At 44.7% G+C, this 15,507-nt stretch carries 14 protein-coding genes; 7 read left to right on the plus strand and 7 right to left on the minus strand.

Annotated elements, in window-relative coordinates; genetic code table 11:
* Window position 1: 1 nt before the first annotated feature.
* The 7 genes from IM792_RS20545 to IM792_RS20575 form a co-directional block, all read right to left on the minus strand.
* Window positions 2–976, minus strand: a complete 975-nt coding sequence (locus IM792_RS20545; protein ID WP_194103797.1) for a hypothetical protein — start codon at window positions 974–976, stop codon at window positions 2–4.
* A 140-nt stretch (window positions 977–1,116) separates the two neighbouring features.
* Window positions 1,117–4,233: an efflux RND transporter permease subunit gene (locus tag IM792_RS20550; RefSeq protein ID WP_194103798.1), complete on the minus strand. Its 3,117-nt coding sequence runs from the start codon at window positions 4,231–4,233 to the stop codon at window positions 1,117–1,119.
* Window positions 4,215–4,370 (minus strand): hypothetical protein, encoded by a 156-nt coding sequence (locus IM792_RS20555; protein WP_194103799.1) that lies wholly within the window; start codon window positions 4,368–4,370, stop codon window positions 4,215–4,217. Before IM792_RS20555 ends, IM792_RS20550 begins: the two co-directional genes overlap by 19 nt.
* Window positions 4,371–4,386: 16 nt before the next feature.
* On the minus strand, window positions 4,387–5,445 hold the full coding sequence (locus tag IM792_RS20560) for an efflux RND transporter periplasmic adaptor subunit (RefSeq protein ID WP_194103800.1): 1,059 nt from the start codon (window positions 5,443–5,445) through the stop codon (window positions 4,387–4,389).
* 9 nt (window positions 5,446–5,454) lie between these two features.
* A complete protein-coding gene (locus IM792_RS20565) occupies window positions 5,455–6,789 on the minus strand; it encodes a TolC family protein (protein WP_194103801.1) in 1,335 nt (444 codons plus the stop codon).
* 150 nt (window positions 6,790–6,939) lie between these two features.
* Window positions 6,940–7,698: a LytTR family DNA-binding domain-containing protein gene (locus tag IM792_RS20570; protein WP_194103802.1), complete on the minus strand. Its 759-nt coding sequence runs from the start codon at window positions 7,696–7,698 to the stop codon at window positions 6,940–6,942.
* Entirely contained in the window at window positions 7,679–8,671 is a 993-nt protein-coding gene (locus tag IM792_RS20575) for a histidine kinase (protein WP_194103803.1), read from the minus strand. The genes IM792_RS20570 and IM792_RS20575 overlap by 20 nt, the downstream gene beginning before the upstream one ends.
* 236 nt (window positions 8,672–8,907) lie before the next feature.
* Between IM792_RS20575 and IM792_RS20580 the strand changes: the two genes are divergently transcribed.
* The 7 genes from IM792_RS20580 (at window position 8,908) to IM792_RS20610 (ending at window position 15,223) form a co-directional block, all read left to right on the plus strand.
* Entirely contained in the window at window positions 8,908–10,500 is a 1,593-nt protein-coding gene (locus IM792_RS20580; RefSeq protein ID WP_194103804.1) for a hypothetical protein, read from the plus strand.
* On the plus strand, window positions 10,452–11,261 hold the full coding sequence (locus tag IM792_RS20585) for a hypothetical protein (protein ID WP_194103805.1): 810 nt from the start codon (window positions 10,452–10,454) through the stop codon (window positions 11,259–11,261). Before IM792_RS20580 ends, IM792_RS20585 begins: the two co-directional genes overlap by 49 nt.
* Before the next feature lie 92 nt (window positions 11,262–11,353).
* Window positions 11,354–11,728, plus strand: a complete 375-nt coding sequence (locus IM792_RS20590) for a hypothetical protein (protein WP_194103806.1) — start codon at window positions 11,354–11,356, stop codon at window positions 11,726–11,728.
* 160 nt (window positions 11,729–11,888) lie between these two features.
* On the plus strand, window positions 11,889–12,719 hold the full coding sequence (locus tag IM792_RS20595; protein ID WP_194103807.1) for an MbnP family protein: 831 nt from the start codon (window positions 11,889–11,891) through the stop codon (window positions 12,717–12,719).
* 7 nt (window positions 12,720–12,726) lie between these two features.
* Window positions 12,727–13,779 carry a cytochrome c peroxidase gene (locus IM792_RS20600; RefSeq protein WP_194103808.1) on the plus strand — a complete coding sequence of 351 codons (1,053 nt, stop codon included), beginning with the start codon at window positions 12,727–12,729 and terminating at the stop codon, window positions 13,777–13,779.
* 11 nt (window positions 13,780–13,790) lie between these two features.
* Window positions 13,791–14,711, plus strand: a complete 921-nt coding sequence (locus IM792_RS20605) for a transporter (protein WP_194103809.1) — start codon at window positions 13,791–13,793, stop codon at window positions 14,709–14,711.
* Window positions 14,712–14,728: 17 nt separating this feature from the next.
* The gene (locus tag IM792_RS20610) at window positions 14,729–15,223 is read left to right on the plus strand and encodes a hypothetical protein (RefSeq protein WP_194103810.1); all 495 of its coding nucleotides are present in this window, start codon (window positions 14,729–14,731) and stop codon (window positions 15,221–15,223) included.
* Window positions 15,224–15,507 lie beyond the last annotated feature (284 nt).

A 15,507-nucleotide genomic window follows, 5' to 3' on the forward strand; every position in this document is an offset into this window, starting at 1 on the left:
GCTATCTTAAAAATGGCAATACCGATACCGTGAAGTTAAAATACATGGATGGGTTGATCTTGTTGCGCAAAAAGTAATCGCCCGCGTTTTGGTTCAGTTCAAACTCGCGCGCTTGCAGGTTGGTCCATAAGCCACCGCTAAAGCCCAGCATTATTTTTTTGGCTACACGGTATTCAATACCCGGGCCGGTTTTCAGGTCGATGGTACTGTAATTACCATCGCGCGGCAGATCGGGATTGGTATGCCTGAAAAATGCTATAGAGCCTGAAAGCGTGGTACCAAAACTGGCCCATAAATTAGGCGATAAAGTTTTACGCACCATAGCCTGCTGCGGTAAGTTGATGTTCAGCTCCATATCGTTTTCAAACTTGCGCCAGTAGGTAAATAAGGGCACCACAGGCACGTTGATGGATGGATCTATATTAATCAATAAACCTACGCTCGACCGCATGTTACGCGTTTGTTTCAGCGTGAATATCATGCCGCCCAGGTAACTCATTTTTTGTACTGAGCTCGCCCTGCTGGTGAGCCCTGATACGCTGGCCGTATAAATAACCGGGTGACCGAACAATGAATCGACACGTAAAAAACTACCGGTAAAGCCAACGGTAAATTTGTTAATTACCTTCCCTTCCAGATCAGGCAAACCATCCTGGTAAGCGGTTACATTATTAAGCTGAAACTGCTGATGAAACATACTGAACGATGCCGTTACGGTATTCTTTCCCCACGTTTTAACAGGCACGTTGAACAAGGCTGTTGTACGGCGCTGGTTTATATTACCATCCAATATTTTGTTGCCGTGCAAATAAGTATCAATATTGCTGCTACCTATAAAGTCGGTTGTTACGGTTATCTGGCGCAAGGCCGGGTTGCGTATAGCAGCCTCGGTTAAGTAAACATTTTTGATAGAATCAACCATGCGTTTCCTGTAAGCATCAGCGGAAGTTTGGGCATAAAGGTCTTTACCTATCATCAGTAAAGACAACATTAAGAGGTGACGGAATTTCATAAATAGTGCAAGTGATTTTTTGTGATGAATTGCCGGGAAAAGCGAGCGTACATATTCACCCGCCCGCCTTTAACCGGCTATATATAGGGGTTGATTTTTGGGGCTTAGTTTGTTGCAGGCTCAATAACCGTCTTGCTTTTTGAAAAGCGGTTCTTCAGCTTCTCAATAATGAGATACATAGCCGGAACCACAAACAGCGTCAGGATCATGGAGCTGGTTAACCCGCCGATGATCACCCAGGCCATACCATTCTTTACTTCAGATCCGGCGCCGCTGGCAATGGCGATGGGGAGCATACCTAAAATCATGGCAAGGGTTGTCATCAGGATGGGGCGCAAACGCTCCTTACCGGCTTCTACAAGGGCATCAACCACGTTACGGCCTTCCTCTTTAAGCTGGTTGGTAAAATCCACTATCAGGATGGCGTTTTTTGATACCAAACCCAACAGCATGATCACACCTATGATGGAGAAGATGTTAAGCGTTTCCATAGCCAAAGCCAGCGCCAGTAAGGCACCAATAAGCGCCACCGGGATAGAGAACAATACCACGAACGGATATATCAAACTCTCGTACAAGGCCACCATAATGAGGTAAACCAGTAATATACCCGTAACCAATGCCAGCCCTAAGCTACCAAAGGCATCTGCCTGGTTCTTAACATCGCCCAGGTATTCAATGCTGATGCCTTGCGGCACCTTGATTCTGGTGGCCTGAGCCTTAATATCCTTAGCTACAGTACCGGTTGGCCGACCGGCTACGTTGGCATTCACGGTGATAGACCCCATCCTGTCGCTACGCTGTAAAACACTCTCGCCCAAGCCTTCCTTAACTTCGGCAAACTGACTTAGCACAAAGGTTTGTCCGTCGTTATTAATAAATGGCAGGTTGCGTACATCATTAATATTTGATTTATTGTAGCGATCAAGCCCTACCAAAATATCATACTCGTTGCCCGCCTGTTTGAATTTGCTTTTATCGTTACCGCTGAAGGCGTTTTGCAAGGCGGCACCCACCTGTCCGGCATTGATGCCCAGCAAGGTCATTTTTTCGCGGTTAAGTTTTACCTCAACCTGTGGCTTGCGGTCTTTTACCGATAGTTCAACAAACTGCGTTCCCGGTATCGATGCCACCATTTTTTGGTACTGCTCGGCAACGCTGCGTACATCATCAAGGTTAACACCCTTAATGGCTATTTGTATTGGTGCCTGGCTGGCGTTGCCGGTAATTGATGTTGGCGACGCGGTTACCTTAACACCCGGAATGGCCTGGCTTAATTCGCGCTGCATCGCTATACCAAATTCCTCGGAAGTAAGGCTACGTTCTTTGGCATCCTTCAGGGTGATGGTCAGCTCGGCGCGGTTGCTGTTGTTGCCTGCGCCTACTACACCACCACTCACAAAGCCAATGCTTGAAAATACTTTTTCAACCTCGGGCCGTGCCATTATCTTTTTCTCAACCTGTTGGGTAATCATATTGGTTTGATAGATGGATGCTGCCGGTTCAAGCTCAAGCTTGATGAGCAACTCACCCTGATCGCCGGATGGAATGAACGTAGCGCCTACAAAACCCTTACCCACCAGCATTAACGAGCCCAAAATAAGCACAATAACACCCGATAGCAGCCAGCGCTTTTTATGCAGCGCCGCATGCAGCATTTTGCCGTATTGCGCTTTAACGGTATCAATAATATGCTCAAAGCCGAGGTTGATTCGGCCCCACAATGTATCCTTGGTTAAATGTTCAACCCTGCCAAACCTGCTGGCCAGCATAGGCGTTACCGTGAACGATACACACAAGCTCATCAGCGTTGAAATAACCACCACCAGCGAGAATTCCTTTAATATTGACCCGATGATACCGCCCGACAAAGCCAGCGGCAAGAACACCACCACATCCACCAGGGTGATGGCCATGGCGGTAAAGCCTATCTCGTTACGGCCCTCAAGCGCGGCGGTACGACGATCAGAACCCATTTCGAGGTGCCGGTAAATGTTTTCGAGCACCACAATGGAGTCATCCACCAAAATACCCACCACCAGCGACATAGCCATCAGCGTCATCAGGTTTAGCGAGAAACCTAACAGGTACATGGCGATAAACGTGGGTATAATTGACGATGGCAAAGCCACCATCACAAACATAGAGCTGCGGAAACTGTGCAAAAACGCCAGCATCACCACACCAACAATAATAATGGCCAGTATCAGATCCTCCATAACCGCGTCAGCAGATCGCAGGGTATAGGTAGATTGATCGCTGGATACGGTGAATTTTAGGTTTTGCCCTTTGTACTGCTGCTCAATATTGGCGAAGGCTTCTTTTACGCCCTCGCTCACGTTAACGGCATTGGCATCGGTTTGCTTAATTACCTGTATACCTATGGATGGTAAGCCGTTGATGTGGTTTATGGCTGTTTCCTTCGCGGTAGCATCAACCACCTCAGCAATATCGCGCAGGTAAATGCTGCCGCCGCCGGGGCGTTGCTGTACTATCAGATCGCGTATTTGCCCAACTGAGGACACATTGGCATCGTACTGAATAGATACCTGCTGATTTTTGGTTTCGATACTACCCGCCGGGAATGATTGGTTGGCATTGTTAACCGCATCGGTTACCTGGGTAATGCTCAGGCCATAAGCCCTTAACTTACCCTGATCAATGTTTACCTGTATCTGCCTTTCATCGCCACCAATAATGTTTACCTGACCTACACCGGTAACGTTTTGCAGTATAGGTTGCAATTGCTGGTCAACCATATCATACAATGCCTTGGGGGCAAGCGTTGAGGTTACACCGGCCTTAATTACGGGCGTTTCTTCCAGGTTTATCTTGTTAACTAACGGCCGGTCAATATCATCAGGCAGATCATTTTGTGCCTGATCGGCCTTGCGCTGAATGTCGCGCTCGGCCTTATCAACGTCGGTACCGCTTTTTAGCTGTACGGTTATTTGTGATACCCCTTCCTGCGAGGTGGAGTTGATCTGATCCAAACCTTCAACCGAAGCAAAGGCATCCTCCAGCTTTTTAGTTACCGAGGTTTCAACCTCGGCCGCCGAAGCACCGGGATAAACCGTACTTACCGATACGGTGGCTACCTCAATATTGGGTAGCAGCTTATAATTAAGGCTGGTATAACTTACCACACCAAATAGTATAAGCACGGTGAATATTACAATGATCAATAATGGCCGCTTTACGGCTACTTCTGCAATTGACATGGTTGCGTATTTTTTTGATGAAGCACCGCGCGGGTCACTTTAATTTTAAGGCCTGTTTGTACCACCATCAGTATCACAATCATGATGATGATCATGGCATCTGCCGATAGTTTGGAGGCCGGGCGGTGCATTGACATACTTTTTGTTAAGTTTTTACTTTGATACAGTTACCGGCGTGCCATCCTTTAAGTTGATCTGCCCGGAGGTAACTACCTGGTCGCCTTCGTTCAATCCGTCGGTAACCTGTATCAGTCCGCCCATTTCGCTGCCTGTTTTTATGGTTTTACGGTTGGCCGTACCATTTTGAATTACATATACGGCGGCATCCTTTACGCTCTCGGTAAGTGCCTCACGCGGGATAACCAGCACCTGCTGCTTGGTTTTTTTAGAGAAATCGGCATAAACAAACGTACCCGAGCGTAATACCGAACTCTGGGTATTATCAACCATGATCTCCACTATGTAATTATGTGTTTGATCGGCCTGCGGACTAATAAAGCTCACCGTACCATTATAAACCTTACCCGGATAAACATCTGTAGTGATCTTAACCTTCTGGCCCTGATCTATCAGGTAAACCTCTGCCTCGGTAAGGTATACCTGCACCTTAGCCCGCGACAGGTTAACAATGGTTGCCACCTCGGCACCGGCATTTACAAACACCCCCTGCTCCACCGGTTTGGCTGATATAATGCCGCTTGTAGGTGCTTTGATGGATGCATCGTTCAGGTTTTTGCGGGTACGGTTCACCTGGTTTACCGCGTCAAGGTAATCCTGTTTTATCTGGTTAACCTTCTCCTGCGTGGCAGCTTTGCCTTGCAGTAGTTCGGTATAAATATTCAGGTCGTTACGCAGTTTAGCGGCATTGCTTTCGGCTTTTTCCAGTTCAAGCTGGGCGGCACGGTTATCGGTTAGGGCTAATACCTGCCCCTGGGTAACATGGTCGCCTAACTCAAAGCGCAGTTGCAGCAGGTTACCACCGGTAACGGCTAAGGCCTTGGCTTCTTTAAAAGGTGCCAGGTTACCGGTTTTCATGATGCTGATCTCCTGTAGTTGCTGCGTAACTTTCGCCGCCTTTACAGGGATGTGCACGTTGGTAACCTCAACAGGTTTATTTTTTTCGTCGAGCTTTTTTTTGTTGGCCGATAGTTTAAAGGCGATCAGGGCAACGATAGCCACAACAACTATTATTACGATATATTTAGTTTTCATTTGCTGGATTTATAATGCCGAGTAAAAGGTTTTTAATGTTCCGCCTGCTTTTTCCAGATCAATTTTGGCCAGGTAGAATTGGTATAGTGAGCTGAGATAATTATTCTGTGCTTCCTTAAGCGAGTTTTGCGCGTTTAGCCAATCGGTAAGGTCGGTAATACCTTTTTGAAATTGCAGATCGGTTGTGTTGAACACCGAACGCGCCAGATCAATATTGCGACGGTTATTATCAACATTGCTTTGCTCCTTGATGAGCTTGGTGCGCGCATTCTCGTACTCAAGCTGAAATTTACCCTCGTTAAGCTTCAGGTTTTCCTGGGCATTGAGGCGCTTATATTTAGCCTGACTGTATTGCGCGTTGCGCTTAAAGAAATCAAAAATGGGGAAGCTCAGCTTTAACCCTACTGCCGAATAGGTTGACATGCTCGAAAATGCCGGGCCAAGCTGATCGCCAAAACCAACGGCACCGTAGCGGGCATAAGCGGTAAGCTTGGGTAAAAAACCCGCCTTTATACGATCCTCATCAATCTCCAGCAGCTTGGCATCTATCTGCGCAATACGAAAATCGGTACGGTTGGCAGCGGCGAAACGGCCGGTATCAACCATCAGCCCTGCCGAGCCCGCGGTTTGGGTAACGTCATTGCTATCCACCTTTAAGGCATCCGTTATAGGGAAACCCATTTCGTATTTAAGCTGATTTTCGGCAAGGGTGAGGTTACTCTCGGCTACCCGTATCTGCGATATGGCATTGTTAAGATCAACCGTAACCTTATCCAGATCCTTTTGCAGCGAAACGCCTTTTTTAACCTTAAGGGCCGATACCTCTATCTGCTTGCTGTAAGTTTCCTTATTAGCATTAAGCAGGTTCAGTTGCTCGTTATATACCATTATCTGGTAATATGCCGTGCTGATGTTGTAAATGATGGCCTCATCGTTTTGCTGCTGGTTCAAGCCCGCCTGCTGCACGTTGTACTTGTTAGCCTTAAGCCCGGTAAGCAGCGATTGATCGTATATGGTTTGATCTATCTGCGCTACGCCATTGGTGTTGTACCGCTTGGTAAAGGCTACCCGCATATCCTCCGGGCCAAAAACACCGCCGGGTATAACGGTTTCCTGCACCTTCAGGTTATCGTCAACCGTACCGGTTAAACTTAATTTGGGCAAATAATCGGCAAGCGCTTCTTTGGCCTGCGCATCGGCAATGCGCTTTTGGTTGGCATATACCGCGTTGCTGCGGTGATTTTTTAAGCCATACTCAATGCATGTTTTCAACGACCATGGCGTTTGAGCCATCAGTCCGAAAGGCATTAAGGTGATAATTATTGTTAATATTTTCCTGTTCATAACACAACGGTTTGTTAACCGACGGTGCAAAACTATCCTGAGATAGCGCGCCATTGTGTTTTATGTGAATGAACGGATCAAAATGAAAAATGAACTGTACCAAAACAGACCTGAAATGCCAGCCCTGTTAAAACCTGAAGTGGTGTAAGGCTATTGTTCTATCCAGCGTAAAAACTCCTGAGCCTTAAGGCGGCTAACAATAATTTTCTCAGGCGATGGGCAATGGGTATGTACCACCAGCCTGCGGTTAAAGTAGTGCTCAATGTTTTGCACTACATCGCGGTTAATGATGAACTGCCTGTTAGCCCTGAAAAACTGCGTGGGGTTAAGCATTCCTTCCAACTGATCAATTGTGTACTGGGTAGCATAAGCCTGATCGTTAAGCGTGTGAAGCGTAACCAGGCCATTAGCGGCATGTACCAGGCAAATGTCGGCCGTTTTTACGGGGATTATTTTTTCGCGGTAATGTACCAGGATGGATTGCTTGTAGGTGTGGCTGATCTGCGATATGGCTTTTTCCAGGTTACCGGCATACGATCCGCCTGCGTAATGATCTTTGATACGATGGTACTTTTGCAGGCTTTTCTCCACCCTGTCCTCCTCTATGGGTTTGAGCAGGTAGTCAATACTGTTTGATTCAAAAGCGTTGATGGCATATTCATCAAAGGCGGTACAAAAAATAATGGGGGCGGTAACTTTTACTTCCTTAAATATCTCAAAGCTCAGGCCATCACCCAGCTGAATGTCTGAAAATATCAGGTCGGGCGCGGCGTTTTCCTGCAACCATTTTATTGAAGATGCTACTGATGACAGCATGGCCAGCACATTGATGTCGGCATCAACGGCTGTTAGTATAGCTTTCAGATCTTTAGCAGTGCGGGGTTCATCTTCAATGATGATAATGTTCATGGCTTATGAGTGGCAGTGTTACGGTAAACTTTTCGCTGGTATGATCAATCCTGATCTCCCGGTTAAACATCAACCTGAAACGGTCGTTTATATTTTGCAGGCCAAGGCCGGTGCTCTCTGCCGGTATTTTTTTTGGCTGATAATTATTCTCAACAACAATTTCATCATTTTGATTGATGCTGACGTTGAGCAACAATGGCTGATCGGGCGATATGGCATTATGCTTTATGGCATTCTCAACCAGTAATTGTAATGATAGCGGCGGGATAACGCAATTCATTAACCGCTCGGGCACGTTAATAGAAACCTGGAGCGCGGTATCAAACCGCTGATGTAAAATGTACAGGTATGAGCGAATGAATGCCAACTCCTCGGATAAGCGCGAAACCTGTCGCTCATTAAAATTAAGCAGGTAACGATACACGTGCGATAGCTGTATCACAAAATTCTTGGTATCATCATCAGTAGCGATGGTTTTAAGCGTACTCAGTGAGTTAAACAAAAAATGCGGACTGATCTGTTGTTGTAATGATAGCAACTGTGCACGCAGGTGTGCCTGTTTAAATTGCTCGTTCTCCAACTTGGTTTGCTGTAGTTTTTCGCTGGTATCGAGGTTATTGAGCACTATGTAGGTGGCCATACTTAAAAAGAATGAGCCTACCAGGCGGCGTATAAAATCAACGTAACCATACCCTAAATGATTTTCGGGGAAGAAATAGCGTTCGGGGATAAAAAACGCTAAGGCATAGCTAAATGCACCGGAAACTATCATGGCACATACAATACCTAAAACAGCCTTAGCGTAAGCACTATAACCGGGTAATTGCGCATTTCTAAAACGGCCCTGCACCAACCAACATGTTATTATTGATACGGTGATTGATAAAAGATGAACAGCATATTGCCCCAGGTTTAATATTGTAAAAAAGCCGGGCCTCATGAGCAGCGTTCCGAAAGCCAGAATGCCGATCATGATAAAACACCACTTTAAATGATAGGTACGGAACATTTGTAAATGTAACCACAAAAAACTTTACGTGTTAAAATTATAAGGCATTATGTACAAGTACGGGTTTGAAGTGTACATATCGGCACATAAAATGGCCTCACAAATCCCTACATCACCAATCCGAATTTTAGAGTTTTAGTATTTTTTTAATATATTGCTTTTATTACGATCAGGCCTTTTATCACCTTACCTATTTTACAATGAGATACATACACCTTGCTCTGTTCACTATCTCTTTGCTACTTACATCGGTATGCGCATCCGCGCAATCAATAAACTATAAAACCAGGGAGAAGATACATATCCATTTTGATAAACCAGCTTATACAGCGGGCGACACTATTTGGTTAAAAGCGTATGTAGTTTTAGAGGGCAGCAACAAACCATCTGACATTAGCAAGGTGCTGCATATTGATCTGATCAATACTGATACAAAAATAAAGGAGTCGATAACCCTCCCCATTATGGCGGGTGCCGCCGCCGGTGATATTGCTTTGGCTGATACGCTTAAACAAGGCATATACCAAATAAGGGCATACACCGCCTGGCAACAAAATTTTGGCAGCGACGCATTCTTTGAAAAACGTATACCTGTAGTAAGCGCTAAAAACAGCTTTAACGCAAACACATCAACAGTTACAAATAGTGCTGAATATGATGTACAATTCTTTCCTGAAGGTGGCGATCTGGTAATGGATCAGCGTAGTAAAGTGGGCATAAAAATAACCGCAGCTAATGGCAATGGCCTAAAAATGAGCGGCAAAATTACCGATCAGGATAATAAGGAAGTGGCTGTTTTTAATACTTCGCATTTGGGCATAGGTTCGTTTCCGTTAACTCCCAAAACCGGTAAAAACTACGTGGCTCAAATAAAACTGGATAATAATAAGCTATTAAAGATCCCTGTAAAAAGTGCCGTAGCGCAGGGTTATGTACTATCGGTAAATAACCAGTTTGCCGATTCATTACTGGTTACAATAACTCCGGGTGCTGCATTTAAAAACAACCAGGTGCTGCTTGTAGCACAGCGTGATAACGATATATATTACCAGGTAAAGATTTCGCTCACAGGCAACCGTTATACAACCCGCATTCCTAAAAAATACTTACCGGTAGGTATAAGCAGGATCACACTTTTGAACGCGGAATCACAACCTGTTGCCGAAAGGTTGGTATTTAACCATGATGCCGCTCCTTTAAAAATAGCCGTAAAAAGCATTACGGCAAATAAAGATAGCATCGAGATATCAATGCTTGATAAAAACGGGAATACTGTAAATGGCAGCTTTTCGGTAGCGGTTAGCAATGCCGATCAGGTACCGGTTAACGATGATGACGAGTTGAGCATAAACGCCCAGTTACTACTTACGTCAGATTTAAAAGGTGGCATACAAAAACCCAATTACTATTTTACCGCCACCAACCATCAGGATAGCTTGCAACGAAATATCGATCTGGATAATTTATTGCTGACACAGGGCTGGCGACGATTTTTATACTATGCTGTTGCCGACTCCACTAAATTGCCTGACCATTTACCCGAACAGGGCTTACAACTATCGGGCAGATTAGTTGATAAAAAGAATAACCCGATACAAAACAGCAAGGTATCGGCCTTTTCAGTGGTTGATGGTCTGCCTTTTTTTAGAGATACTTTAACCAATGCCAATGGGCGTTTTATGTTAGATGGATTGGATAATTACGGCGATCTGAAATTTTCGGTACAGGCAAAGGATGTTAAAATGTGTATAGTGTTAAGATACTGTTGGATACGCCGGCCATACCCGAGATAAAACCTTTATTGTTACAGCCCGATACCGTCCTGCTGTCGCAGGTGGGGCAATATACAGCATCGCACATCGGGTACAAAAAGCTCAACCTTAAGGGTAATCAACTGAGTGAGGTAAATATTACATCTAAAAAAAAGGTATATTCATCTAACCCTGCCGGGCCCGGTTCAGCCGAAAAAACATTAGGCACCGATGTGTTGAAAAGATATGACTCGTTGCGTATGGCGCTTGAATCTAACACAACTTTTATTTTATTTGACAGAAATAATCAACCATATATTGATGAAAAGTACGCCAAAAGATTCAGAACTATCAAACAGTTCGTCACAATTTTAGATGGCATGCAAGTTCATAACGACTACTTGCAGTTAGTTCATCCCAATGACATAGAATCTGTTGAAATAGTAATGAGGCAAGTAAATTATCCTGATAAGGGCCTTATCGTAATAAACACCAAAAAAAAGAGTACGAGTTACAACTGGGGTAATGATGCCGTACCGGGTGTTACTATAGCCCGTGTAAAAGGCTATACGGCATACCGTGAGTTCTATATCCCCAAATTTAAAACAAATGAAACCATAGCCGATAACAGGGACGTGGTTTACTGGAATGCTGATATTGTACCTAACGAAACCGGCAAAGCCGGAATCGCCCTCAGCAATTTGTATAAGCCCGGTAAATACCGTATTGTGGTTGAAGGCATATCAGCAAACGGCAATATTGGCCGGGTTGTGTACTTATATAAATCTGACACAAACCCTTAAATAACTGGTTACAAACAACATTACAAACCGTTAAATAAAAAACATGCCGCACATATTTGTTAAATATGGCTTTATCTGTAGCTTTGCGGCAAATGTTAAACCGGTGTTTGGCCATAGTATTACTTGTTGCCCTGGTAAGTTCAAACTTTTCCAGGTTCTTTATCTATGCCGGTTTTGAGGTAAATCAAAATTACATAGCATCAACCCTGTGCGAGAACAAAGCCCGCCCCTGGATGAATTGTAATGGCCGCTGTTACCTCATGAAAAAAATTAAGCAAGCCGAAGAAAAGGAGAAGAAACAGGAACGCGATGATAAACGCAACCAATACCAGGAAGCATTACCTGCCGCACCTACTCTTGCCTTAACTATCAAAAGGCCTGCTCAGCGCAAATCATTCCCGCGCTTACCGGCACCCGGCATTATTGACCGGGCAACCCCTATATTTCAGCCGCCTAAAATAGCCTGATCTTTCTTATTTCTTGCGCCACAATTCCCGAAATGGGTATTGGCGAAGCTATGTGCTGGTAATCGACCAATAGCTATAGCTACAATTTCAATTTAACAGATCGATCAACATTTTAACATAATGGCAAGGCCTGTGTGCCTTAGCCAGGCTATTTTACACAATGAAAAAACTTTTATTTGCAATGGCCGTTGCGGCCCTGTTTGCATCGTGCAGTAAAAACAACGATAATATTGAACCTGATTATAACGAGGATAACCTGGCCTCACTATCGGTAGAATTTGATAACATAGTAGGTGAACGCACGCTGGTATTAAACAACACGGCGAGCCTGTACACTAATGCCGCGGGCGAGAATTTCTCACTATCAAAAGTTCAGTACTTCATCAGCAACATTAAGGTGAGCAAGGCCGATGGCACCACTTACACCGTGAACCAGGACAGCAGCTATTTCCTGATCAATGGTGCCGATAAAACTACCCGCTTTGCTACGGTTAAAGTACCCGAGGGTGATTATACCAAACTTACCTTTACCGTAGGTGTTGACAGCCTGCGCAGCACCATGGATATCAGCAAACGTACCGGCGTACTTGATCCATCAGGTAGTATGGAAGATGGCATGTACTGGGGATGGAATGCCGGTTATATCTTCTTTAAAATGGAAGGCAACTCAGATGTAGTATCCGACGATACCAATGGCGATCCGACCCGCAAAAAGCAATTCAAATATCACATCGGTGGTTTCGGTGGTTACTCGGCTCCAACTATTAACAACATTAAAACCGTTACGGTTGATCTGACCACGGCAGGCATTGCCCGTGTACGCAGCGATCGCGAAAGCAATATCCATTTATTTGTTGATCTGCTAAAGGTGTTTAACGGTACCAACAGCTTCAAGATAGCTGAGCATCCAAATGTAATGTTCAGCGAGTTTAGCACCAGTGTGGCCGGTAACCTGTCGGGCATGTTCCGTCACGATCATACCGAAAACTAATACGGCTATGAGAAAAAGAGCATTCTGGTTAGTGCTGCTCTGTTTCGGGATGATGCTTTACGCCTGTAAAAAGGAGAATGAAGTAAAAGATACGGTTAGTGAATTCCTGGGCTTTAAAAAGCCCGGGAATTTTCCCGAACCCGAATACAAGTTGGACAACAACCCGGTTACCGAAGCAGGTTTTCTGCTGGGGCGTAGTCTTTTTTATGAGCCAAGGTTATCACGCAACAATACCATCTCCTGCGGATCATGCCATATACAATCATCAGCCTTTACACAGCACGGGCACGATGTAAGTCATGGCATTGACGATCGTTTGGGCACGCGCAACTCACCCCCTATCATGAACCTGGCCTGGAATAAGGCGTTTATGTGGGGCGGCGGTGTTTACGATCTCGATCTGCAACCTATTGTGCCCATAACAACGCACGAGGAAATGGACGAGAGCGTGGAAAATGTGATGGCCAAGTTAAGACAGGTAAGTAAATACCCTACCATGTTCAAAGCGGCTTTTGGTAGCGAGGAAATTACTACCGCAAGGTTTATGAAAGCGCTGTCGCAATTCATGATCATGTGCATCAGTGCTAACTCCAAATACGATAAGGTGATGCGCAACGAGGATGGCGTAAGTTTTACCGCCGATGAGCAAGCCGGTTACGAATTATTTAAGGTTAAATGTGCCGGTTGCCATAGCGAGCCTTTATTTACTGATGGATCATTCCGTAATAATGGCCTCGGCCCAAGTCCTATTGATGATCAGGGTTTGTACACGGCAACCTTACAGGCAACTGATCGCTATAAATTTAAGGTGCCCAGTTTACGTAATCTTACCTACACGGCTCCTTACATGCACGATGGCCGGTTTTTAACGCTTAACGGTGTGTTTGATCATTACATAGGCGAGGTACAGGCAACTCCTAACCTCGATCCGCTATTGCAGAAGCAGGATGGCACGAGAGGCATAACCATCTCGACTGATGAGCGCGCTAAACTTACCGCGTTCCTGAAAACGCTGGATGATGAGGATTTTATATCACGTAAGGATCTGGCAGAACAATAAAAACATATTAGATGAAGAAATACATTATCATATTACTATTAGGTGTACTGAGTTTCCCGGCGTTGGCTTGCGATATATGTGGCTGTGGTGTTGGCAGTTATTACCTCGGTATTTTACCCGAATACAATAAACGCTTTATTGGCTTGCGCTATCAGCACAAAACATTAATGACGCATTTAGGCCCTTTTGGCGAACGCACCCCCATCACATCCGACGAAACCTATCAAACCATGGAAGTTTGGGGTGGCTGGAATATTGGCAAAAAGTTTCGTGTACTGGCCTTTGTACCTTACAATTTTAATGAGCGCCTTGCCCAAACCGGCAATGGCTATAAGGATGGCTTAGGCGATGTTGCCGTTATGGGTTACTATAATTTATGGAGCAAACGCGGCATGGTTGGCGAGCAATTGATAGTGCACTCACTATGGGTTGGCGCTGGCGTTAAGGCCCCTACAGGCAAATATGAGCCAAGCGAGCGTGCGTTGAGCAGTGAATCGCCCAATAATTTTCAGTTGGGTACCGCAAGTACCGATTTTACCTTGAATGCCGCCTATGATGTACGCTTGATGGATCTGGGCTTGAACGTTAACGCTAATTATAAAATAAACACAACCAATAAATACGATTATCGTTATGGTAATAAGCTAACGGCCAACGCATTGTTATACTATAAATTCCGTTTCTTTAACAAGCTGACGGTTGCACCTAATGCCGGTGCTTTATATGAAACCTCGCAGCAGGATACAGAAGATAAAAAGTATACAGTTGATGTATCCGGCGGGCATGTATTATCATTAGTTGGAGGCCTTGAGGCTAATTATGGCCGCTATTCTGCCGGCGCTAATTACCAGGCTGTTGCAACACAGCATTTGGCTAATAACCGGGTTAATGCAGGCAACCGTTTAATGGTACATTTTTCGGTAGCATTTTAAATACTAAAATTGAACTTATGAAGAACTTGAAATACATATTGGCGATAACTGTTTTAGGCGGTACCCTTGCACAAGCGTGCAAGCAAGAGGTTAGCTATAAACAGGTGCGTGAGGAAGTGATAACGCTGCATGATAAGTTAATGGCCGATGATGAGAAGATAATGGATCATAGGTTGAAGCTTGATACATTGATCAGCCCGGCGATACTTACCAAAATAAAAACGGATAAGCCTGAAACAGATACAGCTAAGCTACACGCCGATGTAAATAACTTACGTGTTGAAATGTATATGGCCGGTAATAACATGAGCGAGTGGATGCAAAAATTCCAACCCGAGCAAGACGGTAAAAGCAACGCCGAAGCCGTAGCCTATTTTGAAGGCGAAAAGCAAAAGGTAAAAAGCCTGGACAGTTTATACACTTCACTTCTTGAGCAATCAAACGGTTATCTAAAAAAGTATAATATCAAGGTAGATACAGCATTAGGCGAACATCATCATATGGAGATGTAAATTAAGTGATGTTGATATTTTGAAAAGAGCAGCTATTATAAATAGCTGCTCTTTTTTTTATGCTGATGTGATGGATTACATAAACAGTTTGTTAACCCCTCCCTACCCTCCCAAGGAAGGGAATGATAGATCAGTAATCAGTGATTAGTAGTCAGTAATTAGAGATTGGTGTTTAGTGGTTAGAGATCCATTCAAGAGCTGCCGCCACACAACGTTACTACTCTCATTGCTGTATGTTCCGGCATCCTGTTCGTAAGGTAGGGTTAGGAGTTATGCTTTCTTGA

It is taken from the genome of Mucilaginibacter sp. JRF (assembly GCF_015223065.1).
GTDB lineage: Bacteria > Bacteroidota > Bacteroidia > Sphingobacteriales > Sphingobacteriaceae > Mucilaginibacter.

Coding starts and splice junctions, on each gene's coding strand:
- IM792_RS20610 (WP_194103810.1), top strand. CDS start 14,729: ATGAAGAACTTGAAATACATATTGGCGATAACTGTTTTAGGCGGTACC.
- IM792_RS20595 (WP_194103807.1), top strand. CDS start 11,889: ATGAAAAAACTTTTATTTGCAATGGCCGTTGCGGCCCTGTTTGCATCG.
- IM792_RS20575 (WP_194103803.1), bottom strand. CDS start 8,671: ATGATCGGCATTCTGGCTTTCGGAACGCTGCTCATGAGGCCCGGCTTT.
- IM792_RS20590 (WP_194103806.1), top strand. CDS start 11,354: ATGTTAAACCGGTGTTTGGCCATAGTATTACTTGTTGCCCTGGTAAGT.
- IM792_RS20555 (WP_194103799.1), bottom strand. CDS start 4,370: ATGTCAATGCACCGCCCGGCCTCCAAACTATCGGCAGATGCCATGATC.
- IM792_RS20560 (WP_194103800.1), bottom strand. CDS start 5,445: ATGAAAACTAAATATATCGTAATAATAGTTGTTGTGGCTATCGTTGCC.
- IM792_RS20570 (WP_194103802.1), bottom strand. CDS start 7,698: ATGAACATTATCATCATTGAAGATGAACCCCGCACTGCTAAAGATCTG.
- IM792_RS20580 (WP_194103804.1), top strand. CDS start 8,908: ATGAGATACATACACCTTGCTCTGTTCACTATCTCTTTGCTACTTACA.
- IM792_RS20600 (WP_194103808.1), top strand. CDS start 12,727: ATGAGAAAAAGAGCATTCTGGTTAGTGCTGCTCTGTTTCGGGATGATG.
- IM792_RS20605 (WP_194103809.1), top strand. CDS start 13,791: ATGAAGAAATACATTATCATATTACTATTAGGTGTACTGAGTTTCCCG.
- IM792_RS20565 (WP_194103801.1), bottom strand. CDS start 6,789: ATGAACAGGAAAATATTAACAATAATTATCACCTTAATGCCTTTCGGA.
- IM792_RS20550 (WP_194103798.1), bottom strand. CDS start 4,233: ATGTCAATTGCAGAAGTAGCCGTAAAGCGGCCATTATTGATCATTGTA.
- IM792_RS20545 (WP_194103797.1), bottom strand. CDS start 976: ATGATAGGTAAAGACCTTTATGCCCAAACTTCCGCTGATGCTTACAGG.